Source organism: Paenibacillus sp. FSL H7-0357 (genome assembly GCF_000758525.1).
Lineage (GTDB): Bacteria > Bacillota > Bacilli > Paenibacillales > Paenibacillaceae > Paenibacillus_AQ.
The window spans coordinates 754,360-776,875 of the sequence record NZ_CP009241.1 but is presented as its reverse complement, the minus strand read 5'-3'; the positions used below and the strand labels follow the sequence as shown (position 1 = coordinate 776,875).

Below are 22,516 nucleotides of genomic sequence, written 5' to 3'. Positions count from 1 at the left end.
CAATATGTATGGTTATTCGACAATATGGGAATGTATCCCTTCTAACCACAGCACATAAGAAAAGACTGTCGCACGGACAGCCCAGTCAGTTAGTGTACGTATTTTTAATTGTGACTTAATCGGAGAGAATAGAAGGAGCAGTAAAGGCATTTGCGAGCTGCATACCATCTTTTAGTCCTTGTAGATATAGACGTTCATTAAGAGCAGATTGCTTCAATTGCAGCTTATCCTCCCAATACTCAAATTCTGGCATGCGTGCAATATCCATGGAGTCAAACAACGCCTGAAAGGCTTTGCTCTCTTCTTCAAAGGCATGTCTAGACTCAGATTGATATTCAATCTGTGCAGTTACCTCATTCAATCGACCTTGAATCGTTTGTACAAACCACACTGGAAAGCTCACCACATCTCCCCCAAGACAGAAGTTTAAACGAAAAGCCTCTGAATATCCATTCTTTTCTAGATGCATCTGATTAATGAGTTCATCCACTCTACGACTCTGGGCTTGAACTGCTTCATTGCCGCTCAGTGGAATTCCTTGCTCCAGTGATCTCTGGCCAAGTTCATTCAGCTTGCGCTTTTCCTCCTCATATTTCTGCATCAGATGTTGCATTACAAACCCTCCTTCCTGGAAAAGCTATATCTGTAGACGATGTGCAGATATTTTAATGCGTTTATCGGTTTATTTCATTTTAATTCGATATTCGCATTAAAACAACAGTAACCTCGCATACAATTTGGTTAAATTGTGAGGTGACACGGAATTGAGACATCGTAAAGAGCCACCAGGTGACAAAAACATCATCGGGACCCGAGTTGTAGCTATTCGAAATACTAAGCGAATGAAGCAAAAGGATTTTCTAGCCAGGTTGCAGACCTTCGGTTTAGACATCAGCCCAACCAGTTTATCAAGATTGGAAGGTCAATATAGGCTTGTACAAGACTATGAGGTTGTGGCTATTGCAAAGGCATTGGAGGTTTCGGTTGGGGAGTTGTTGGGTGAGGAAAATTGAAGGACAGTTGTTCTGCAATCTTCAAATAAATGTAAAAGCCAAGGAATACATCTCCTTGGCTCATAAAATATACTTTTTTCACCAACATCGATTTAACTATATTTTTGCTTAACTTCAGCAATCCACGCTGGAAGTTTGGTAGTTAGCTTCATATTATGCCTTAACAAATTTCCAGCTGTTTGGTTGGTTGCCTTGCCATAATCAATGCTACTAATGAGTTCATTAATGTAAGGAACAACATCAGGCTGTGTAAAAGAATATGAATCCACTGATTTTCCAAGCAACTTACTGTCAAGCCCCCACTCTAAAGAAAAAGCAATAACCACGTTTGCCAACTTACCTGCTTTCCAAGCTTCAAATGCCTCATCAAAGTCTAGACTACTAGATAGGTTACCTCGCATAAGCTCAGTGTCCACAAATTCTTTCAGTAACTGTGCTTGCTCATATTCCCCCATGTTACTCAGCTCTTGAATTTGTTCATAAATAATACGGAGTGTTTCATCATCCACCGTTTGTATACCGTTCGGAGCGGTGACTTTCGAACCAATCAAGCTAAGAATATGATTGGCATCAATGACCTGTGTTCCCGCTAGCTTAGTTCTTCCAGAAAGAGGGTTAATCGGCGTTGGCGTTGGCGCTTCCCCTGGCTTCCAAGTTAAGTTTTTATATGCACCGACATATTGCAGCCAAGTATGCTCATCCATACCAAAAGCAACATCGTCCCACTTGAATTCATAGTATTGTTCCACTAAATTCAATTGCTCAGCAGTATCTTTAAAGGACAGGAGAAACGCTTCTTTTTTCTCGTTATCATCTTTAATGACCTGCCATTCCGTCGGATCAGGTAATGTCGAAATCATTTCAGTATTTTTTATGGCTAGTTTTTTTACAGCAGTATCATAGGTATCCACAATGGCCTTACTGCTCTTACCACCGCTTCCATACAGCTTCAGAGCGTCCTCTACGATTTGCTCAGTAAGTCGTGGATATTGGAAGTTGATAATTGTTCCGAACTCTTTATTGGAACCGAATACACGATTAGTTCGAGAATACGCTTGAATCAAACTTTGAAGTTCAAGATAACGGTCAACATAAAGCGTGTTAAGACGCTTAGAGTCATACCCTGTCAACAGTTGGGCTGCTACAATCACGAGATCTATATTCTTCGGATTGCGTCCGCTGCCGCCTCGAGTGGCACGTTCTACGACATCTTCAAAGTAAGCGTCCTCACCGCGTTTTTTATCCCCAGCGATAAATTCAATACCCGTAAATTCGGCGTAATCTTTAAACATACCTTTTACAATTTTAGGGTCTAGTGGCTTAAGATCATTTTCATTGCCGAAGCTAAAAGTCATTGCCACGTTTAGCTTCGCTCCATTTGCTGTCAATTGCTTCTTGAACTCATCATAATAGGCAATCACCCGGTTTTTATAAGCCACTGTTAAGATAGCATTAAATTCCCTACCCTGTGATTGGGATTCCCAGTTACTCAGAATTTCTTCAACTACGCGTGGAATATGCGTTTCATCCTGATATATCAGCAATCCTCGTGTTTGAGCTTGTTTCTCAAGTTGAGCTTCTGACATTTCTTGAACTTTACGTTCAATCTCTCTATCCGTTAGTTCAGGGCGTTCTTCCTTCATCTGCTCAACCAGTTGCTCTCTTAAATCTTCATAACTCTTGAACTCTCCAGTGTTAATGTAATCAACGTGGAAACCCAATACGTTTTTATCCGCAATGGCCTCGTCAATCGTATATTGATGTAACTTGGGCCCAAATAGTTTTTCGGTTGTATTGATGACCTCACTATTTTCATTGACTTTTCCCTTAACGTTATTTTCATCAAATAAAGGCGTTCCGGTAAACCCATAGAAAAGTCCGTTTTTTTTAAAAAACTTCGTAATGCTTCCCATCATCTGCCCCATTGTTGTGCGGTGCGCTTCATCGATGATAAAAATGATTTTTTTATCTGCTAAACTGTTATCGTGAGCTTCTTCCATTTCCTTCACTAAAGAATTTAGTTTAAATGTTGTCGTTACTACAATTCCATTTTTAACTGACTTAAGTATTTTTTTAAGCTGGTAGGTATGCTTGGTATCATCAACAGAGACAGCCTCGTAGGCAGCGTATGCTTTGAAGTTTTCACTGGTTCGATTGTCTAACTCACGACGATCAACAAGGAAGATTACCTTATCAAATCCTGCTCTAGTCGATAAAAATAAAGCCGTCTTAAAACTGGTAATGGTTTTTCCTGAGCCCGTTGTGTGCCAAACAAATCCGCCGTGAGGAACTTTATCATCATTATCCCAACCGAAAGCAGCACTTTCGACAGATTGTAAAGCATACACTTGATATGGTCGCATTAACATATGACGCCTGTTTTCTTCGTCCTTAGCTTCGTCTATCACTAAATAATCCCCCACCATTTGATGGGCCATGGGTATCATAAGAAAATTCTCCACTACTTTTTGCCAGTTGTTAATCGGTTTGTTTTTTTTATCCGACCAATGGAAAACAAAGCTAGGGTTGAAATCTGTTATTGTTTTAGGAGTAGCAAAATAACGGGTAGCAATTTCAGAGGTGATTACCATCATCTGCGAAAAAGCCATGAAGTTATTACTGTATTCGCCATCACGGTAGTAGCGCATGAATTGTCCGAAAGCCTCATCCAGTGTTTTGTCCGTACGTTTTTGTTCGATATTAATTAGAGGCAGTCCGTTAATCAGTAAGACAATATCAAAACGGTTATTGCTTGAAGTCTGCACCTCTCTAGCAATCCTATAACTGGAGTCCCCGCCGCGAACTTCAGCTTTTTTAAATATGGTCAAAGTAATTTGTTTTCTCGTGATTTTAGGATTGTCATCACGGTAAATACCATCAATCTTTCCTTTGGATTCTTCAATCGCTAGAATCTTAGCTGCCTCGTAGCTATTGCTGATCCGATTGACTTTAGCCATCACTTGTTTGAACTCGTTATCCGTTAATTCCACACCCTCTAGCTGATCGGCATTAATCCGGTTGAGCTCGCTACGCCAGTGAGTAATCAGGTCATTAACAGTGACTTTTTGAAGATTTCCATTTAAGAAGTCGGGGGCTTTCCATTTATACTTTTCGAGCTCTTTAACAAAGTTTTCTTGAAACGATTTTTCTGCTGCACTTTTTGGAGCATCGCTCATAGTCCTCACTCCCCTCTATATAAACATTTCATTTAGGTATGCTTTTTTTATATTTTGTAATTTTTCCAGCTTACGCTGATGAAGGGTGATGAGGTGGTCAATTTTTTTAAAAAAGACACCAATTTGGGATTGTTCTTCTAATGATGGAATAGAAATTTCTTGTTTTATAACGGCATCCCGTGCAATCCCGGCTATTAAACCTCTTGCATCTTTTTTGATATTTTCTATTACTGAATTCAATAGGTATAAATTGAATATTTTATCTAGATTAGGTAGATTTTTCAAAGCCATAAATTGCCTAGCAATATGTGCTTTATCTTGTGCCAATACAGCAATTGCTCCATAACCAGATCCCTTACAGACAAGCAAAACGTCGCCCTTTTCTGCTAAACATCTAGGAACTGTTGTCCAACGGTTAACGATAGTCTCTTTCCCAACTATACAACTAGCCCCTGTCATATAAGGTATACCGTTACACGTATCGTTATATTCTGAAGGCGAAAAGTCCTGTCCCGACAATAAATCTATAACTTCGCCATACTCACGCTGTCCCCAAGCGTCAGTAAATCCTGCAAATCTCCGTTTTGGCTCACTTTCACCTTCAGCGGGAAACATTTCAGAAAGATAAGCAGATTTTAACGCTTTCGTCTTATCTAGCTTACGCTGATGAAGAGTGATAAGGTTGTCGAGGTCACGGAAAAATAAACCAATTTGGTCTTGTTCTTCGAGAGATGGAAATTCGAATCTCATTTTACTAATCTGTTGGAAGTTCAATCCTTCACGCGCGCCGCCTGCTTGATTATTATTAATCTGTTGTTGGCCTTTAGAAGTTGCCAAGTTTAGTTGAACAAAATCTGAACTATAACCCTTGGCTGGTCTAATGATACACACGTGCTGATTAACGTTGGCGCCACTAGAAAGGCGGTATACTGCACTTCTCCCAATCGAAGCACCTGTAATGTTAAGCAATACGTCATTCATAACCACCCGACTATTTTTCATCTCTTCATCAGTTTGGGGAGTAATATATGCAACATCTTTCAAGTCAACTATATCTCCGTAGACATTTTGAGATCTGAGCAATGGAACCCCTTCCGAAACGTATGAAGAGTCTCCACCTTTTGGAGTCTTTCCACTTCCTATCTTTAAGGTTATCTCCTCTAACTCACGCTGTTCCCAATCGTGAGTATCTTGAAACTCCCTAAATCTTCTTCTTGGCACTAATTTTTTTTGCTCCATCATAATATAACCACCAATTTGTTCATCAAAGCTTCAAACGCTGATTCCAAGTCTCGACTTTCATTATCAATTGCCGACAAAGTATCAGCATAACGATTGTGCAACATTTGTAAAGTGCTCAACTCTTTTTTTAATGACCGCTCTACAAGTGCAACCATAGCATCTACGGTGTTACCAAACCATTTTTCATACATTAAGTTGTCGATTTCTTCGTTTGTCAAAGTTTGAATGCGTGCTTGCACGGCTTCTTTGAGCGCCTTTTCATCCTCTTTAACCGCCTTGCTAAGCGCTAATTTATCTGTAATCAACTTCTCAACTTTACTCAAAAGTTTATATTCAACTGTTCCTTTAATAGCTTTCTTCAGTTCTACTTTGACTGTTTTGTTTTCAAAAGCTTCACCAGCTTCATTCAATGTCCCGCTTAAAGCATTGGCTTCATCGCTATCATCCACTTTTGCAGCCTCAACCCAGTCAGCCAGTTCCGTTTCAATCTCTTGAATACGGATATTTTTCGACTCGATTTCTTCTAGTTGATCTCTATATAATTGTTTTGCAATCAACTCATTCGGAACGATACTGCCAACCCAGCCATCCTGCTCTTCTCTTTTCTTATCACCAGTTCCTTTTGTAACCATATTCGGTTCACGGGTACGTCCTGCTGTATAGAAGTCACTTAACGCGATGATTTCCGTATCTTGGGTCAAGGCATTCTTCCAAATCTCAGCCACAATCTGATATCCATCATATACATCAATATTTGGGAACTGAGATAAAATCGCCTTGATTTCAAAAAGCATTTCTTCCATCAAAGGAGTTGAATCAATTTCTACCCTTCCATTTCTCAAAATACCCCAGTATTTATCAACATAAGCCATAGCTTTGCATTCGAGTTCTTTTAGCTGTTCAATAATACGAGGGTCATTCAAGATATCAGAAGAGATTTCCTCCACAGGCTTTGCTAGTTCAACATAGCCCTGACGAACTTCTTTCAAAGATCGTTCCATAATATCAGGCACTGTAGATTGCAAAATCTTTAACTCGTTAATGTTACTTCTAGGAATTCCACCATAGAGATGGGCATCCACATCGTGAGGAATCTCGCCGTCAACCGCCTCAATATAACGAGGAATATTCAGGTTATACTGATTATCCATTATTTCTTCACGAGTTGCTAAATGACTGTACCCTTTCTCTTCTCGACGTTCAATGTATGTGTCCACAATTTTTGCGATGTCTTTCTCTTGCAGAACATTTTGCTTCCCAACTTTAATATAGCTATGAGAAGCATCAATGATTAAGACAGGTTCGTCAATTCTTCGGTTCTTCTTCAAAATGATGACAACTACTGGGATACCTGTATTGGAGAATAAATTGTTTGGCAAGCCTATGATGGTATCCATGTAATTCTTCTTAAGCAACCGTTTACGAATTTCTCCCTCAGATGAACCACGGAATAAAACTCCGTGAGGCAAGACAATTGCCATTGTACCGTTCTGACCTAAGTGAAATAATCCGTGTAAAAGAAATGCAAAATCTCCTTTTGAGTCTGGTGGTAACACCCCAGCAACTTCAAAACGGGGATCGCTGACCTTCAATTCCGCCCTGTTCCAATTTTTAACAGAATAAGGTGGATTCATAACTACTGCATCAAACAGCACGCCTTCGTTTGCATGTTCTGGATCTTCTGGCCAGTCTTGAGAAAGGGTGTCGCCGTTTTTAATGGTCATTTTTTCTGGACGAACACCATGAAGCAACAAGTTCATACGAGTCAAGTTATAGGTGGCTGTATTTTTCTCTTGCCCGTAATAGCTAAGATTTCTCTGAACATCTTCATCCAAATGTTTCTTAACTGTTAGAAGAAGTGAGCCAGAGCCGACAGTTGGGTCATAGATTGTCTTGATACCTGGCGTTTTCGCTGCAATTTGAGCCATAACTTCACTAACTTGTCGTGGTGTGTAGAATTCGCCTGCTTTCTTCCCTGACTCCATCGCAAACTGACCAATTAGGTACTCATACGCATCACCGAGTACATCGCCTTTTTGCAGCGCCACCATGTTCAAGTCTGCAAACAGCAAAATCAACGCTTTAACACTTTTGCTACGTTCATTTAAGTTGCTGCCTAGAGCAGTGTCCGTTAAATCAAGGGTAGAACTTGAGAATAATCCCCTGAAATCATTTGAATCGCCGGATGCAGCAATCGTACGCTCAAAGTTATTCAAGCCATCCGTTACTTTTTGAACCTCAAATTCTCCTGAATTGATGTCCTTTAACCAAGTCTGATAGAGATACTCAGGTGAAACATAATAACCGAGTACATTCTGAATCATTTTATCAAGCTGTTCACCGTATTCCTCTTTTGCCTCAATATATTCCTCGACCAATTCGGATTCAGTCAAATTCCCTAAACCGCTGGTAACTTTGAATGCTTCTAAAGTCTTATCACTCAAAAATTTGTAGAACATCAACCCAAGCATATAATCTTTATAACGGCTGGCATCCATTGAACCACGTAGTTCAGTTGCTCCGTCCCATAATCTACGTTTGATTTCTTCTGATGTAATCACTATATATCCCCCATTGAAATATTTTTACCATTCAAAAATTTAATTAATAGCTTTTTCAAGCTATTAAAAAGCCTATTCATTTTTAAGTTCACTTTATCATAGAATGAAACCTAGTTGTCAATTGATTGACAGCTAGGCTTCTCATAGTGAATAATCCCTATATTTATTATAGTAGGAACAGAAAAACTTCCAATACACCGTAAGCAAAAAATACCGCCAGAGTTAGCTCTGCTGTCTGGTTTCTTTATCTCCAAATAAAGCTATTCAAAAAATTGATTGGCATATGCTATTAAGTTTTCCTTTATGCCGTTAAAATCTTGTTGTAAATCAAGAGATACAACTAAAATTTGATTACCTTTAATACTGTAAACATGGTTAGGTTGATTTAAAGCGGTTGTTTTGGCATAAAGTAGCATACCTGCAACAGTCTCATCCCTCTGTTTTTCCCAATTATTTATATACGTAAACATTTGATACAGGTTAGAAGATATTTGCTTGGGAACTCCACCTTCAAACCTTACTGCCATATTCTCAGAATAAAACTTTGCATCCACAATCAATGTTTTTTTATCTTTTTGAAGTACAAGGTCTGTTTGCATAATCGGTAATGCATCTGCAAATTCATCATCAACAATCCACTGAATTTGAGGATGGGATACGATATATTCCGTTTCACGTCTGAAAAATGCATAAATGAATTTTTCATATAAAGACCATAATCTTTGTTCTTCTTGAACCTCTTTCATCCTTTGAGATGTTGAGTTTTCATCCAATAATAACTGCTCATAAAGATATCTACACACATCTACAATGAATTGATAGCGAATGTTTTGGCGGTTATATCTAAGGTTTTTCCATAGCTTCAAGTTCAGCTCTACATCTGATACTTCTGTGAAATAAGGCAGTAAACCGTAAAAAATTCTACGTATCTTTTTATTTATTTTATTTGAGCGCGATAGGTAAACGAGTGTCGCTTTGATAATTTGATTCAACAATATATTTCCAGAGAAATCATCATAAACTACTGAAACTTTCTTAATTATCAATGTATTTTTATTTATCGTAGAATTAATATCAATTCCCCCCTTAATAACATTGGAATCCTCTTCAATATTTATATAATCTTTAATTAATCCTCCGCGGATCAAAACGGGTATACCTATCGCTAAAATTTCTGTATACAGCTCTTTAACATTCTCAAACTTTTCTGTTCCAATTTGATTATACTCGGAAAGATTTAACGTTTGATATGCATAGGAAAGCATATAGTATATATTACGAATTGGAATATTATTATTTCTCTCCATCGTAACAACCTCTTAGTCGTTCAGCCCAATCGTCTGCCTTCTGTTCATCATCAAACCAATACTCAAATAGCTGTGGAATAATTTCATATTCAATTACTTCCTCTACACGATTTGCGGTATCTACTTTATAAGCATCGCCTGTAAAGTAGCTATGCCCAATTTGAAATCCTGATCCTAGCTCTTTAACAATTTGATTATTTAATCTTTTAATTTCATCAATGATACGGTTTAAACATTGTGGATTATTTAAATCATTTATATAGGACTTAAATGTATCATTTTGGAAAGCTGGCTTAATTTCATAAAACGAAAACCTTCTTCTAAGTGCGTAGTCTAATAAAGCTAAGCTTCTATCCGCAGTATTCATCATTCCAATGATGTATAAATTCGATGGCACCGAAAACTTATCATTAGAGTAGAGAAGATTGATCTGCTCGCCTCGCTTATCCGCTTCGATAAGCATCATTAATTCCCCAAGTATTTTACTCATATTCCCACGATTAATTTCATCAATAATAAAGAAGTAGTCTCGTTCTGGATCTCGTGCTGCTTTTCTAGCAAACTTCACAAACGGACCTTGTTTCAGTTCAAATCCATCCCCTTCAGCTTTTGGACGTAACCCTTCAATGAAGTCCTCATAACTATAGCTTTGGTGAAACTGAACCATATGAATACGCGTTTCATCTTTTTCTTCCATCATTACATACGCTAAACGTTTGGAAATAAACGTCTTACCTACTCCTGGTGCACCTTTCAATATAAGATTCTTCTTATTTTCAAGTAGAGATATTAGACGTACAATTTCCTTTTTTTCGATAAAAACATCCGAAAGAAAATCCTCCATTGTAAAGGATTCATTTTCCTGAACAGTGGGCTTTGATTCAACAAAACGAATGTAGTAGTCTATTGAACTTCCTGATACACCTTTATATTTTTTGTAGGATTTATCTGATACAACAACATCTTTCAACTGTTTTAGTTGCTCAATATCTGTTTCACCAAAAATTAGAGTATCAAAATGTTGCTCTATATCCTTTAACGCATTTACTTTTTGCGTAACTGTTTTATCATTCAAGCTAACTCCTGTATCCGTAACTTGATTAGATAACCAATTTCGAAATCCATTCACTTCAGCCATTTTTGGATCAATAAAGTCTTCATTCATTACTTGATCAATTTCTACAATAAAATTAGGATAAGAATTTAAACATGTTAATGTTTTCTGAGCAAATGTCTGATATAGTTCCCACTTTCCAACTTGAAGCCAATCTACTTTTCTTCTATGTTTATATTCTGATACATCATTATCGAAATAATAATCTCCCGCAACAACTCCGCGTGCGAGGATTGTCTTAATTCCTTCTTTTACATATATAACGTCTCCTTGTTGAATTTCACTATAAAAATCCCACACAGCCTTTGTATCATTTATAGGACGCACCCCATCCGCTCTTTGCTCAGCTATTTTCCGTTCAACATCTTCCTTTGAATCATAGTTTTTTAGATCCCCTAAATAGTCCCAACCAAGTGCAATCATATTTCCGCCCTGGAACTGATCCCATAATCTCGAATTTTCACCAGGTGAAATTAACCAATAATTAATGCTGTTATCAATTTCATCTTCTTGATTTGCAATTTTCTTCTCTTTTTTAGGATAAGTTAAAGTAGGATTCTCATCATAATATAAAAATATTAGATATGATCGCATTAAAACGCCCCAGTCAGGTATTCCACCTGTATTATCAGGCTTACCTCTTACGCCGCGATTATATTCATCTTCCGCATATTTTTTTCTAAACAGATTTTTTTTCATACCAAACTTTTGTGGATATCGTGGCGTACCTTTACCACTTACTAACCTCTCAATATCCTGATCACTTTGTTCCGTCATTTCTTGATAAATATTTTTATATTCTGAATATGATTGATAATCAAAGAAATTCTCCTTATAACCGCCACCTAATGCAAACTTTACTAACAATTGTCCAAGTTTCTCAAGATATGGCGTGTACCATCCACCTGTTTTTTCACCTAAGTTTTCCGTAACCCAAACTTTATATTTTTCTTTTTGAGTATTTACAACATCATTCATAGTGTACCTCCGAAATTGAAGATAAAATGACTTTCACTAAGAGCTCTAAAGAACAAGTGTTTCGCCCTACTTGTGATATACGAAGAGATATCGGGCACTTTATTTTTAAAGGTACCAATATTGTGATATCAGCAATCTTTTACAGCAGAGGTGGTCTATATAGCATAGACCTCGTAGATATTAAGGACTGATGTTTTATCTATGTAATCTTGGTAATTCGCAGAAATTAGGTAGAACTGGCTATACTCCTCTACCTGATGCTATTCTTTGTTTGTGAACGCCCTGAGCCCACGCCCGGGTTTATCAGAGTCTATATGGAGCATAGTTTCAATTACTTTTATATATCGATATAGTATAAAGATAAGTTCAATCCCTTCAATGATATAACTTTCTAGGGTGTATTTTTTATATTCATCTACCTCGGCCTGAATAATATCTGCATCAAACTCTTCCACTCCATCAGAAGACGCGAAATAGTTTTCAGGAATTTTGTTCATGTCTTCAAAACCCTTTTTTGTAAATAATAATCGATTGATTTGATCAATCTTTAATGAAGTTGAACTTAATACAAATAACGAAATAAGCTCATACTTTGATCTCCAAAACCAACGGGAGATATCCGCATTATCAGCAAGCTTCAACTTGTCTAATTCTTCCAAAAAAAGCTCCAATTCAGAAATATCTTCAAAACGAAAATCTTTTGAATCCTTGTAACGCTGATGTGCCCACTTTCTTCGAGCGGCAACAGATGTGTCGGGTTGAATCTTATGAGCCCAAAATTCGACAAGCAGATCATAACAATTAATTGCATATTCAACATTCTTTGAGCCTGTAAGAATTATTCCTATAATGATATGTGATAGTTTGCGATGCATCTGAACGATCTCTTCGAGTTTTTTGCGATTTGCTTGTGCAATAGCTCGGCGAATAACCCCCTGCCTGCTTACAAAATACCCGAGGAATACAAGAAGCACAAGCACGACAACCGCAGAAAGTTTAGTGAAATTATCCCATAAAAATGTGGTGCTTTCATTCCATAAATTTATTGCTTCATTCTGTACTACATCAAACGATGAACTATCAAAAGTTAACACGGTAAATATTCCTGCGAGAATTGAAGTCCTACCAATTATTATATAAAACACGCTTTTCAATAACTCAACGATTGTAGGATAACCTACGTAGTCTATCAATTCTTGACGACTTTTACCTCCACCAAAGTAAAAAGCAATTCTCATGCGAAAACGCAGTTTGTCGAAACCGTATTTAAATCGAATCAGTTTAATTAGTAGCCATTTTTTCTTAATCCATAAATGCGAAAGTTCGTCATACATGGTTTCTACCAATCCAGCGAGGCGAAACCAAAACAAGTCCCATATGAACATAAGTAGTACAATTTCGATCCAGTATATTGCGAATAGCCCAAACCAATTTGATGCCCATTCATGATTCCAACTGTTGACTAATCGCCCAAAACCCACTGGTGTATGATACAAGATAATACCTACTAGAACTAGTAAGATAGACAAAATGAACAGCCATTCAATAATTAATGGCTTGTTCTCGGATAGAAATTGCTTTTTATTATTTTTTTTTCGCACTTAGCACCTTCCCTTAATCGCAAGTACAATACTTAATCTCAAACAAATAAATGTAAACGGGTGTAATATCTCCCTACAGTAGTATACCTTGGGTCACACTCCCGAATATAGTTATGTAAATAAGCACAAGGATAGAGTTGGACCGCTTCGTTCTGCACGGTCTCGTTATATTCGCTAATTAGCCTGGCATAAGACCATGCCTGAAAAGAGGGATGCGCCGTTTTAGTCTTTGTTCCTTTATAACGGGTTTTAACAAGGCCATCTGCATCCTCAACCGTCTCAACTTCTGACCATTGCTTAAGCTCGATGATGACGACGGAGTATTGATCCTTTTCATTCAAGCCTGTAATCATGAAGTCGACTCTTCTCGAGGTCGCTGGAATTTTATATTCAATCGCGATTCCTACGTCATCTGGAATGGTTGATGTGTTTAATACTTTATATAGATAGTTCATGGAATTGTTCCATGCATTGATTTCACCCGGAGAAACCCTGCCGACTTTTTGCACGTACTGGTTATGAATCTTTACCGCAATAATGTCTTCGGTCACATCATTCATAAATTGCTGCTTGGTCGATTCATAGATAATCATGGTGCTTCTCCCCTATCCGTTCACTGCCGCGTACTTTTTTGCGAACTTCCCTTGAAACGGGATACCGGATATTTCTCCGCATTTTTGTTTATTTTCTGAAGGATGGCATCCTTTACGTCGATATTTAAATCATGAACGAGCGTTAGCGTGTAGATGAGAATGTCAGCGATTTCGTCCTGCATGTCGGAAAAATTTTGCTCTATGGCTTGCTGACTGTTCTTCCATTGGAAGAGTTCCAGCAGTTCGCTCGACTCCAACGAGATGGAGAGAGCCAGATCTTTGGGATCATGGAATTTCTTCCAGTCCCTTTCGTCGCGGAATTGGATGATTTTCTCGATTAGTTCGTCCATTTGTAGCACCTCATCATGTTGATCTAATTCAATCTTTAATACTTGCATTGCACAATAATGATAGCCCAATCCTCAATGTAAATCCACGAAATTCCTACAAGTTAAACAGAAAAATATTCCTGTTATCAGAAGGCCCTTATTAAATCACACAGCTAATTATAGATTCCCCCCCTACAACCTACCACGCCGCAACTCATAAAAATACCGCACAACCGGATGCTTTAACTCCATCTTCTCCGCCATGCTTAAAATCCGCTTCTTCCCAACCCTCCTGTCCACCAAAGCCAGTATATTCAATACCATATCACTGCTCTCTAGACTTTCCTCTATAGGAGTAGTTAAAAACTTATTAGCCACAACGATGAAATTCGATTTACTTAATGCAGCCTGTGCTGACATTAGCTCTTTGGCATGTTCTGTACTTTTTCTGCTTCTGGCCATTACGATTAGACGGTCCTCCGGCACTGCCCCTTAGTAGTTACTCTGACCGCTTCAATGTCGCTACTTGTGACAGGAATTCGGAGATCCGGATCATTCTTAATTTCCAGCTCTGTTTGATACCATCTGATAGTGTTCGTTTTATCACTCATATTGAGTACGTTCTTTTTATCTACCGAGATATAACAAATCCCTGATTTATCAGGCAGATAACGGTAACCTGGTGCGCGGTATTCTACCCTTCCATTTAGCGCAGGACAGAGAAAGCCCTCCAGTTGTTGCTTCAATTTGCTCCAGGACATGTGATCCCCTCCATATAAAAACAGAGGAAAGGCTTGTTGGCTCCGGGTTTATCCCCTCTCCATTCAGCCGATCCTCAATCATTTGACTTCAATTTTCTGTTTAAGCCAAATGCCGCCCGCGCACAGCTTTATTTCTCTCGAAATGGCAATTCCGAGCCTGAATAACATTCAAGCGTATACACCAATTTCATCACCCAACAAACGGACTCTCAGGCAACCCTAGCGCTATACGTAAAAGGTTGCATCGTTTATTTGAAGTTACAATCCTTTCACATAAATCCATCTTCAGGTTCACCAACGTCAAAATCTAATACCTTTGTTGCTTCTGATTTAAACCTTGTTATCCAGGAATCCCAATCGCTCTGATTCATCTGGGCATAAAATGACAATCCGCCCGGCTCAACGGATGCTTCAATAAAAACATCATCATCTTCCTGCCCGAACCAATGTGGAATCCCGTCTTTATACCCCTTCCAACCGGGCATAGACTTATATATAGCAGCAACTTTACTCCATACTTCATCAGGTAGATGATACCATATATTGAGATTACAATGATGAGAGTTTATGTTATTCATTTACTGGGCACCACTTCTCTTATTGCTGCCTACAATTGTAGGTCAGCGAATCAGTAAGTCGAGTTTGGCAACGACATCTGACAGTATGATCTGTGGTACTTTACAGATGAACACTGCCTGTCGGGATTGCCAATCAAGACTCTTTACTTGATCGGCAAGGATAACCCCTTCGATGGGCAGATCCTGCGGAATGACTACTTCAAACGGGTAGCCCTTTTGTTTAGAAGTTACCGGACAGAGCAAGGAAAGTCCGACCTTACCATTATAGGAAGCAGGAGACACGACCAAGGCCGGACGTTTGCCTGCCTGTTCATGCCCCGCTTGCGGGTTGAACTGCAACCATACCAAGTCGCCTCGATCCGGCACATACCCGCCCGTTACCATACTTCCCGTCCTTGTTGTTCGCCTGTAGAGACCTCATTATGGAGATTTTCCGGGGTGACCTGGGAAAGGATTTCGTCCAGTGTAGCCGACTTCGGCTTGATGATAAGATGTCCATCTTCCACATCAAGATCGACTTCGGAGCCTTCCTCAATACCGACCTTTAGGGCAAGGGATTTCGGAATGCGAATGCCCAAGCTGTTACCCCATTTTCGAACCTGAAACATAGAACCGCCTCCCAGAATGTATAAACAAAGTGTAAACAATGTTTTTTTAGAAGTCAAATCATTGTGTAGAATATATATAAAAAACAGAGGAAAGGCTTGTTGGCTCCGGGCTCATCCCCTTCCCCATTCATCCGATCCTCACTCGTTTAGCGTCTATTCTATTTTCTACTCGGATTTCTACAATCTCGGCAGCTTAATCCCCATGTTCCTCCACCCCATCATGCTCCTTGCTTCCAAATTCATCGAGCAGCGCACGCACTTCACTTGTGGACTTAGTGTTCATTAAGTTATTTCTTAATTCACTTGCCCCGCAGAATCCGCGGACATATATTTTAAAGAATCGTTGAAGAGGGCTGAACGAACGTGGTGCCTGTACGGAGTATTTATCATAGAGATCCAGATGCAGCCGCAGCAGATCAAGCAATTCCTCACTGCTGTGATCCTTCGGCTCCTGCTCAAAAGCAAATGGATTCTGAAAAATACCGCGCCCAATCATAATACCATCCACACCGTACTCTTCAGCGAGCCTCAGGCCAGTCTGACGGTCCGGGATATCCCCGTTAATGGTCAGCAGTGTATCTGGTGCCACCTCATCACGGAGTTTCTTAATCTCCGGAATCAGTTCCCAGTGGGCATCCACCTTACTCATTTCCTCTCTGGTGCGCAGATGAATAGACAGATTAACAATGTCTTGCTTCAAAATATGGGTCAACCAGCCGCGCCATTCGTCTAAGTCACTGAAACCAAGTCTTGTTTTCACACTGACAGGCAGTCCCCCGGCTTTGGCGGCCTGGATGATCTCCGCTGCGGTTTCCGGACGGCAGATCAGGCCGCTTCCCTTCCCATTCTCTGCTACATTTGATACAGGACAACCCATATTAATATCGATGCCTTTGAATCCTTCTTTCGCCATACCGATGCTCATTTGACGGAAGTATTCAGGCTTGTCTCCCCAGATATGAGCTACGATGGGCTGTTCATCCTCTGTAAAAGTCAAACGCCCGCGCACAGCATGGTTCCCCTCCGGGTGACAATAACTCTCTGTATTCGCAAACTCCGTAAAAAACACATCCGGTCTGGCAGCAATACTTACGACATGGCGAAAAACAACATCCGTCACATCTTCCATAGGCGCCAGTATAAAAAAAGGCCGTGGTAAATCACGCCAAAAATTATTTGTCATCTCAAAAACCTCTCTATGAATACAGCATGATAAATCAAAGTATATCATAAAAGAAGGGGCTAACGCCGCCTAACATCTTTAACCTGTGCGGGAGCGTGAACTCCTTTCCACGCTCCTGTATTTTTTTGTTTTATACCTCAGCCTATATATTTCCGTCGAAAGAAATATAATAAAGCTATGGAGGTGTTGTGCGTGGGAAATACATGGCTTGTTCCGGTTGACGCTGAAAAACCGGCTAACGGACGATATAGGAGCGCTAAAGTAAAGGCTGGTGAAAATAAATGAAACGGATATTTTTGGTTGAGGACGATAAGGCAATCGCTAAAAACCTTATACTTTTGCTCCGCTCAGAGGGATTTACAGTCCTCCACGCCCCTACGCGGAGTGAAGCCCTTGCCGCACTTGCCGGGAATAAATTCGACTTGGCGTTGATTGATATTTCTTTGCCTGACGGAAATGGCTTTACGGTTTGCACGGAAATCAAAGAAACGCATGATGTACCCGTTATCTTTCTGACGGCTTCCGGCGATGAGGCGAGTGTTGTTACCGGGCTGAACATGGGCGCGGACGACTATATCACCAAGCCTTTTCGTCCGCGCGAACTGATTGCGCGAATTGGAACCGCCCTGCGAAAAAGCGGCCGTTCCGGGGCGGATTTTGAAATTCGCGGGCTTCATGTCGATACGGCAAGCGGCGTTGTGAAAAAAAACGGCAGCGAGGTTTTTCTTTCAGCATTAGAATACCGCTTGTTGCTGGTGTTTATTAGCAATCCAAAAAGTATTATCACGAGGGGCAAGCTACTTGATGAATTGTGGGACGCGGCGGGCGAGTTTGTCAATGACAATACATTGACCGTGTACATCAAACGCTTGCGGGAGAAGATAGAGAACGACCCGGCAAGCCCGCAAATTATTCTGACCGTTCGCGGGACAGGGTATAGATTGGGGGGCGGGCATGCTTCGGAATAGAGAGTTTCGGCAGTTTGCCACTTTGTTCTCCTTAATGGCCGCCGCCGCTGTAATGCTGGGATTTGCAATAAATGAGGCGGCGGGAATCCTTGCCATTGCTTCTGCCGCCGCCTTTGGCACAGCGTTTTTCGTGTTTACCAAAGCCCGATACAAAAGCATTGCGCGGATTTCAAATCAAATTGATCTTGTACTTCATAATGCTGACCATCTGTATATTGGTGAATCAGACGAGGGCGAACTTTCCATTCTGCACAGCGAGATAACAAAAATGATGCTGCGTATTCGGGAGCAAAACGACGCGCTGATAAAAGAAAAAGAACATCTTGCCGATTCGCTTGCCGACATAGCCCACCAGCTCCGAACTCCGCTCACATCCGCGAACCTCATTCTGTCATTGTTAGCGAATAGCCCTGATGAAAACGAGCGGAAAGCATTTGTACGGGAAACAGAGGAATTGCTTGTGCGGATGGATTGGCTGATTACTTCTCTATTGAAATTATCCCGCTTGGACGCAGGCATTGTGGTGTTCCAAAGCGGGCAGATCGATGTAAACAACTTAATATGCGCCGCGCTTCGCCCGTTTCTAATCTCAATGGAACTGCACGATATTGATTTGCAAATGGACGTGCCGAAAGGGGTAATGATTCAGGGCGATTCGGGTTGGCTTTCGGAAGCCATTCAAAATATCCTCAAAAATTGCTTGGAAAGCGCTGGCGAGAACGGGAAGATTGAGATTGTTTGCACGGACAACCCGCTGTTTACCGGGATTGCTATCCACGACAGCGGCGCGGGCTTTGAAAAAGAAGATTTACCCTGCCTGTTTGACAGGTTTTATCGCGGGAAAAACCCCAATGCTACAGGATACGGGATTGGACTTTCTCTCTGCAAGATGATTATAACAAGGCAGGGAGGGACGATTACCGCAAAAAATCACCCGCAGGGCGGTGCGGTATTTGCTATTCGTTTCCCAAAGTGACGAATCTCTCACCTGAAAGTCACAGAGATGTAAGATGAAGGTTCTATTATATGGGTAAACCATGAGAAGGAGACTCACATAATGGAGTTCTTAAAAATTGAAAATCTATGCAAGGTCTACGGCAAGGGCGAAAACCAAGTTACCGCGCTTGACCATGTTTCGCTTACCATCGAAAAGGGGGAGTTTACCGCAATCATCGGCTCCTCCGGCTCCGGCAAATCCACATTGCTTCACATTATCGGCGGCGTGGACGTGCCGACAAGCGGAAAGGTGTATTTGGACGGGCAGGATGTATATGCCCAAAGCAATGAGAAACTCGCCATCTTCCGCAGGCGGCAGGTCGGACTGATTTACCAGTTTCACAACCTCATTCCCACTCTGAATGTGATGGAAAACATCACCTTACCTATACTGATGGACAAGCGGAAGGTCAACGAGGAACGGCTGAATGACTTGTTGGACCTGCTTGGGCTGAAGGACCGGAAAATGCATTTACCCAACCAGCTTTCGGGCGGTCAGCAACAACGCGTTTCCATAGGACGCGCTTTGATGAATGCCCCGGCGGTCATGCTTGCCGACGAACCCACGGGCAGTTTGGACAGCCGAAATGGACATGAAATTATCAACCTGCTGAAATTAAGCAATCAAAAATATCGGCAGACTCTTCTCATCGTCACGCATGACGAAAATATCGCCCTGCAAGCAGACCGCATTATCGGCATATCAGACGGCAAAGTAGTGCGGGATGAGAGGCAGGTGGCACGGTCATGAACATTTTCAACAAGGTCGCCCTACAAGGACTGAAAAAGAACCGCACACGAACGCTTGTAACGATTATCGGAGTTGTTCTGTCTGCTGCCATGATTACGGCAGTCGCTACCTTTGGCGTATCCCTGCTGAGCTATATGACAAACGGCGCAATTGCAAAATACGGTGATTGGCATGTCGAGTTTTTGGATGTTGATTCCTCTTTCGTACAGGAACGAACCCACGACGATGGAGTTGCAAGCACCGCAACCTTTGAAAATATCGGTTACGCCGCGCTTGACGGCAGCAAAACCCAGGGCAAGCCGTATCTTTTTCTGGCTGGTTACAGTGAGGAAACCTTGGATGCTCTGCCTGTCACACTGTTTTCCGGCAGGATGCCCGAAAACAGCGGAGAGATTCTTGTTTCGGGGAAAGTCGCAACCGAAGCCGGCGTGAAATTCGCGGTGGGCGACACCGTTTCCCTCACAGTGGGAAGCCGCATGAGCGGCGGCGAAAAGCTCGGTCAGAATGACCCGTACAATGCCCAGAGCGAAACCTTTGTGCCTCAGGGTGAGAAAACCTACAAGATTGTGGGTATTTGTCAAAGACCCCGCTTTGAGGAAACCTCCGCGCCGGGATATACCCTAATCACTAAAACAGATGCCGGGGATAGCACAGATAGCTTCAGCCTGTTTGTCACCCTGAAAAACCCGCGCCAGATACATGCTTACATCGACAAAACAGCCGGAGACCATGCGTATTTTTTGAATGATTATGTGCTGCGTTTCATGGGCCTTTCGGACGATAACATGTTCAACAGGCTTCTGTATGCGGTTGGCGGCATTGTGGTCGCCATCATCATGATAGGCTCGATTTTTCTGATTTACAACTCCTTCAACATCTCCCTGAATGAGCGTACACAGCAGTTTGGTATCCTCATGTCGGTGGGAGCCACGGCAAAGCAGCTACGAAATTCAGTGCTGTTTGAGGGACTTTGCATCGGCGCAGTCGGCATACCGATAGGTATACTGGTTGGCATGGGCGGCATCAAACTCGTAATCGACATTGTCGCCAAGACGTTTGGTAACATCCTCTACACTGATGTCCCATTGACCGTGACGGTATCCATTCCCGCAATTATTGCTGCGGCAGCGGTCAGTATGGTTACGATTCTGATTTCGGCCTATATCCCGGCAAGAAAAGCTGTAAACACGCCTGTGATGGAGTGTATTCGCCAGACGAACGAGGTCAAGGTTGAATCCAAAGCTGTTAAAACTTCAAACCTGGCACAGCACATTTACGGTTTGGAGGGAACCCTTGCACTCAAGAATTTTAAGAGAAACAAGAAACGCTATCGCAGCATTGTGCTGTCGCTTGTTTTAAGCGTAGTGCTGTTTATATCAGCCAGTGCTTTTGTGACGGATCTGAAGCTGGCGTTAGGTCAGTCGACAGAGGTTACGACCTACGACATCGCCTTTGCCGCACGGGACATGGACGACAGCGAAATGCTGCCGCTATATGACAAGATGAAGACCGCTGATGGCGTCTATGCAAGCTCATATCAGGCGCTTGTTACCTATTCAGGCACTGCCAAAGCAAGCGATATGACAGACGATTACTGGGAACATGCACCTTCTTATGCAACGGGCGATACCGTTAATCTGCCCATGCAATTTCAGTTCCTTGATGAAAGCACCTATCTTAGTATTCTTTCAGAGCTGGGTCTGCCGGCAGAGGAATATACCGGGCAAAATGCTAAGCTGATTTCCGTTGCCAAGATTGAAGAGGCGGGCGAGTATGTGGACGTGTTCACAAACTCTGCCATGAATTTTACCATCGTGCCCAAGACAGATGACGGGGCGGAGCAGGAACAGGGGAAAAACGTCAGCATTACGTTTGTCGATACCGCGCCGCCCGATACACTCCCAATTCTGGATGCCACGGAGCCGACGCCGATCTTTTTCTATGTGATGGCTCCCTATTCGCTCAAAGAGCAGTATGTAACACCTGACACTCATGTGGCTATGAAGGGCATGACCTTTCAGTCAGAGAGCCCCACGCAGTCGGCAGATGAAATGGAAACGATGATCGAGGGCGCGGGGATCACAGCTGCGTACAATATGTACAATATGAACAGACTGATGGATGAGAGCCGTAATTATATCTTCATTGCCAACGTGTTTGCCTATACTTTTATCATTATGATTTCACTGATTGCAATTGCCAATGTGTTCAACACCATTTCCACGAACATCAAGCTGCGCCGGCGGGAGCTTGCCATGCTTCGCTCGGTGGGAATGTCGGAACACGATTTCCAGAAGATGATGAATTTCGAGTGTGCCTTTTATGGCATGAGGGCACTGCTCGTCGGGCTTCCCGTAGCGGTGATTTTCTCTTGGCTGATTTACAAAGGGATGTTCATAGGCGGAGCGGACGGTATCGTTTTTGTGCTGCCTTGGGCCAGCATCGGAATTAGCGTGTTCAGCGTTCTCTTTATTGTGTTTGTTACAATGCTGTATGCCATTAGCAAGATCAAAAAGGAAAATATTATTGATGCGCTTCGGGATGATATGACTTGATTCAAAAGCGATATTAAAGTAAAAAGGCTGTTCAAAAAGTAGTACATGCCTACTTTTTGAACAGCCTCATTCCCCATGAACGGCGTAGGCTTCCAGCGCATTGAAGTAATCCACAGGTGTATACGCATAAACGATAAGCTGTAGCTTAGAGCCAATAGGTTATAAAAACAACGCAAAGAAGTGTACTTACGCTGCAGATACG

18 protein-coding genes and 1 pseudogene are annotated in these 22,516 nt (G+C 41.5%); 5 read left to right on the top strand and 14 right to left on the bottom strand.

The annotated features are described in order from the left end of the window. Positions 1 to 115: 115 nt before the first annotated feature. Positions 116 to 613, bottom strand: coding sequence for a hypothetical protein (locus tag H70357_RS03465; RefSeq protein WP_038585799.1), 498 nt, complete (start codon positions 611 to 613; stop codon positions 116 to 118). 151 nt (positions 614 to 764) lie between these two features. On the opposite strand from H70357_RS03465, the gene H70357_RS03460 reads away from it, so the two are divergent. Beyond that, positions 765 to 1,013 carry a helix-turn-helix domain-containing protein gene (locus H70357_RS03460; RefSeq protein ID WP_038585794.1) on the top strand — a complete coding sequence of 83 codons (249 nt, stop codon included), beginning with the start codon at positions 765 to 767 and terminating at the stop codon, positions 1,011 to 1,013. 92 nt (positions 1,014 to 1,105) lie between these two features. Here the strand turns inward: H70357_RS03460 and H70357_RS03455 are convergent, their stop codons facing one another. The 13 genes and pseudogenes from H70357_RS03455 to H70357_RS03395 all read right to left on the bottom strand — a co-directional run bounded on the left by H70357_RS03455 (position 1,106) and on the right by H70357_RS03395 (position 17,044). Then, positions 1,106 to 4,189: a type I restriction endonuclease subunit R, EcoR124 family gene (locus H70357_RS03455; protein WP_038585791.1), complete on the bottom strand. Its 3,084-nt coding sequence runs from the start codon at positions 4,187 to 4,189 to the stop codon at positions 1,106 to 1,108. Between the two features lie 15 nt (positions 4,190 to 4,204). Further along, entirely contained in the window at positions 4,205 to 5,431 is a 1,227-nt protein-coding gene (locus H70357_RS03450; protein ID WP_038585788.1) for a restriction endonuclease subunit S, read from the bottom strand. Next, complete coding sequence (locus tag H70357_RS03445; protein WP_038585786.1) at positions 5,428 to 7,992, bottom strand: type I restriction-modification system subunit M; 2,565 nt, start codon at positions 7,990 to 7,992, stop codon at positions 5,428 to 5,430. The genes H70357_RS03450 and H70357_RS03445 overlap by 4 nt, the downstream gene beginning before the upstream one ends. Before the next feature lie 260 nt (positions 7,993 to 8,252). After that, complete coding sequence (locus H70357_RS03440) at positions 8,253 to 9,299, bottom strand: 5-methylcytosine restriction system specificity protein McrC (protein WP_038585784.1); 1,047 nt, start codon at positions 9,297 to 9,299, stop codon at positions 8,253 to 8,255. Further along, positions 9,286 to 11,391 carry an AAA family ATPase gene (locus tag H70357_RS36220; protein ID WP_052091796.1) on the bottom strand — a complete coding sequence of 702 codons (2,106 nt, stop codon included), beginning with the start codon at positions 11,389 to 11,391 and terminating at the stop codon, positions 9,286 to 9,288. The genes H70357_RS03440 and H70357_RS36220 overlap by 14 nt, the downstream gene beginning before the upstream one ends. 260 nt (positions 11,392 to 11,651) lie before the next feature. After that, positions 11,652 to 12,992 carry a hypothetical protein gene (locus H70357_RS03430; protein ID WP_038585782.1) on the bottom strand — a complete coding sequence of 447 codons (1,341 nt, stop codon included), beginning with the start codon at positions 12,990 to 12,992 and terminating at the stop codon, positions 11,652 to 11,654. Between the two features lie 38 nt (positions 12,993 to 13,030). Continuing rightward, positions 13,031 to 13,585, bottom strand: a complete 555-nt coding sequence (locus H70357_RS03425; RefSeq protein ID WP_038585780.1) for a hypothetical protein — start codon at positions 13,583 to 13,585, stop codon at positions 13,031 to 13,033. 20 nt (positions 13,586 to 13,605) lie between these two features. Further along, positions 13,606 to 13,935: a MazG-like family protein gene (locus H70357_RS03420; protein WP_038585778.1), complete on the bottom strand. Its 330-nt coding sequence runs from the start codon at positions 13,933 to 13,935 to the stop codon at positions 13,606 to 13,608. Between the two features lie 171 nt (positions 13,936 to 14,106). Next, positions 14,107 to 14,675 (bottom strand): annotated as a pseudogene (locus H70357_RS03415) (SF0329 family protein). A gap of 269 nt (positions 14,676 to 14,944) precedes the next feature. Then, positions 14,945 to 15,253, bottom strand: a complete 309-nt coding sequence (locus tag H70357_RS03410) for a hypothetical protein (protein WP_038585776.1) — start codon at positions 15,251 to 15,253, stop codon at positions 14,945 to 14,947. A 42-nt stretch (positions 15,254 to 15,295) separates the two neighbouring features. Continuing rightward, complete coding sequence (gene mazF, locus H70357_RS03405; protein WP_038585773.1) at positions 15,296 to 15,637, bottom strand: endoribonuclease MazF; 342 nt, start codon at positions 15,635 to 15,637, stop codon at positions 15,296 to 15,298. After that, positions 15,631 to 15,861 carry an AbrB/MazE/SpoVT family DNA-binding domain-containing protein gene (locus tag H70357_RS03400; RefSeq protein ID WP_038585771.1) on the bottom strand — a complete coding sequence of 77 codons (231 nt, stop codon included), beginning with the start codon at positions 15,859 to 15,861 and terminating at the stop codon, positions 15,631 to 15,633. Before H70357_RS03400 ends, mazF begins: the two co-directional genes overlap by 7 nt. A gap of 193 nt (positions 15,862 to 16,054) precedes the next feature. After that, positions 16,055 to 17,044 (bottom strand): tRNA dihydrouridine synthase, encoded by a 990-nt coding sequence (locus tag H70357_RS03395; RefSeq protein WP_038585768.1) that lies wholly within the window; start codon positions 17,042 to 17,044, stop codon positions 16,055 to 16,057. Between the two features lie 281 nt (positions 17,045 to 17,325). Between H70357_RS03395 and H70357_RS03385 the strand changes: the two genes are divergently transcribed. From H70357_RS03385 to H70357_RS03370, 4 genes are all read left to right on the top strand, one after another. After that, the gene (locus H70357_RS03385; protein WP_038585761.1) at positions 17,326 to 18,012 is read left to right on the top strand and encodes a response regulator transcription factor; all 687 of its coding nucleotides are present in this window, start codon (positions 17,326 to 17,328) and stop codon (positions 18,010 to 18,012) included. Continuing rightward, positions 17,999 to 18,988 carry a sensor histidine kinase gene (locus H70357_RS03380; RefSeq protein ID WP_038585758.1) on the top strand — a complete coding sequence of 330 codons (990 nt, stop codon included), beginning with the start codon at positions 17,999 to 18,001 and terminating at the stop codon, positions 18,986 to 18,988. The genes H70357_RS03385 and H70357_RS03380 overlap by 14 nt, the downstream gene beginning before the upstream one ends. Positions 18,989 to 19,069: 81 nt before the next feature. Beyond that, positions 19,070 to 19,759, top strand: a complete 690-nt coding sequence (locus H70357_RS03375) for an ABC transporter ATP-binding protein (RefSeq protein WP_038585755.1) — start codon at positions 19,070 to 19,072, stop codon at positions 19,757 to 19,759. Then, the gene (locus H70357_RS03370; RefSeq protein ID WP_038585752.1) at positions 19,756 to 22,314 is read left to right on the top strand and encodes an ABC transporter permease; all 2,559 of its coding nucleotides are present in this window, start codon (positions 19,756 to 19,758) and stop codon (positions 22,312 to 22,314) included. Before H70357_RS03375 ends, H70357_RS03370 begins: the two co-directional genes overlap by 4 nt. The last annotated feature ends 202 nt before the right edge of the window (positions 22,315 to 22,516 follow it).

Coding starts and splice junctions, on each gene's coding strand:
- H70357_RS03465 (WP_038585799.1), bottom strand. CDS start 613: ATGCAACATCTGATGCAGAAATATGAGGAGGAAAAGCGCAAGCTGAAT.
- H70357_RS03455 (WP_038585791.1), bottom strand. CDS start 4,189: ATGAGCGATGCTCCAAAAAGTGCAGCAGAAAAATCGTTTCAAGAAAAC.
- H70357_RS03450 (WP_038585788.1), bottom strand. CDS start 5,431: ATGATGGAGCAAAAAAAATTAGTGCCAAGAAGAAGATTTAGGGAGTTT.
- H70357_RS03440 (WP_038585784.1), bottom strand. CDS start 9,299: ATGGAGAGAAATAATAATATTCCAATTCGTAATATATACTATATGCTT.
- H70357_RS36220 (WP_052091796.1), bottom strand. CDS start 11,391: ATGAATGATGTTGTAAATACTCAAAAAGAAAAATATAAAGTTTGGGTT.
- H70357_RS03425 (WP_038585780.1), bottom strand. CDS start 13,585: ATGATTATCTATGAATCGACCAAGCAGCAATTTATGAATGATGTGACC.
- H70357_RS03420 (WP_038585778.1), bottom strand. CDS start 13,935: ATGGACGAACTAATCGAGAAAATCATCCAATTCCGCGACGAAAGGGAC.
- H70357_RS03410 (WP_038585776.1), bottom strand. CDS start 15,253: ATGAATAACATAAACTCTCATCATTGTAATCTCAATATATGGTATCAT.
- mazF (WP_038585773.1), bottom strand. CDS start 15,637: ATGGTAACGGGCGGGTATGTGCCGGATCGAGGCGACTTGGTATGGTTG.
- H70357_RS03400 (WP_038585771.1), bottom strand. CDS start 15,861: ATGTTTCAGGTTCGAAAATGGGGTAACAGCTTGGGCATTCGCATTCCG.
- H70357_RS03395 (WP_038585768.1), bottom strand. CDS start 17,044: ATGACAAATAATTTTTGGCGTGATTTACCACGGCCTTTTTTTATACTG.
- H70357_RS03385 (WP_038585761.1), top strand. CDS start 17,326: ATGAAACGGATATTTTTGGTTGAGGACGATAAGGCAATCGCTAAAAAC.
- H70357_RS03380 (WP_038585758.1), top strand. CDS start 17,999: ATGCTTCGGAATAGAGAGTTTCGGCAGTTTGCCACTTTGTTCTCCTTA.
- H70357_RS03375 (WP_038585755.1), top strand. CDS start 19,070: ATGGAGTTCTTAAAAATTGAAAATCTATGCAAGGTCTACGGCAAGGGC.
- H70357_RS03370 (WP_038585752.1), top strand. CDS start 19,756: ATGAACATTTTCAACAAGGTCGCCCTACAAGGACTGAAAAAGAACCGC.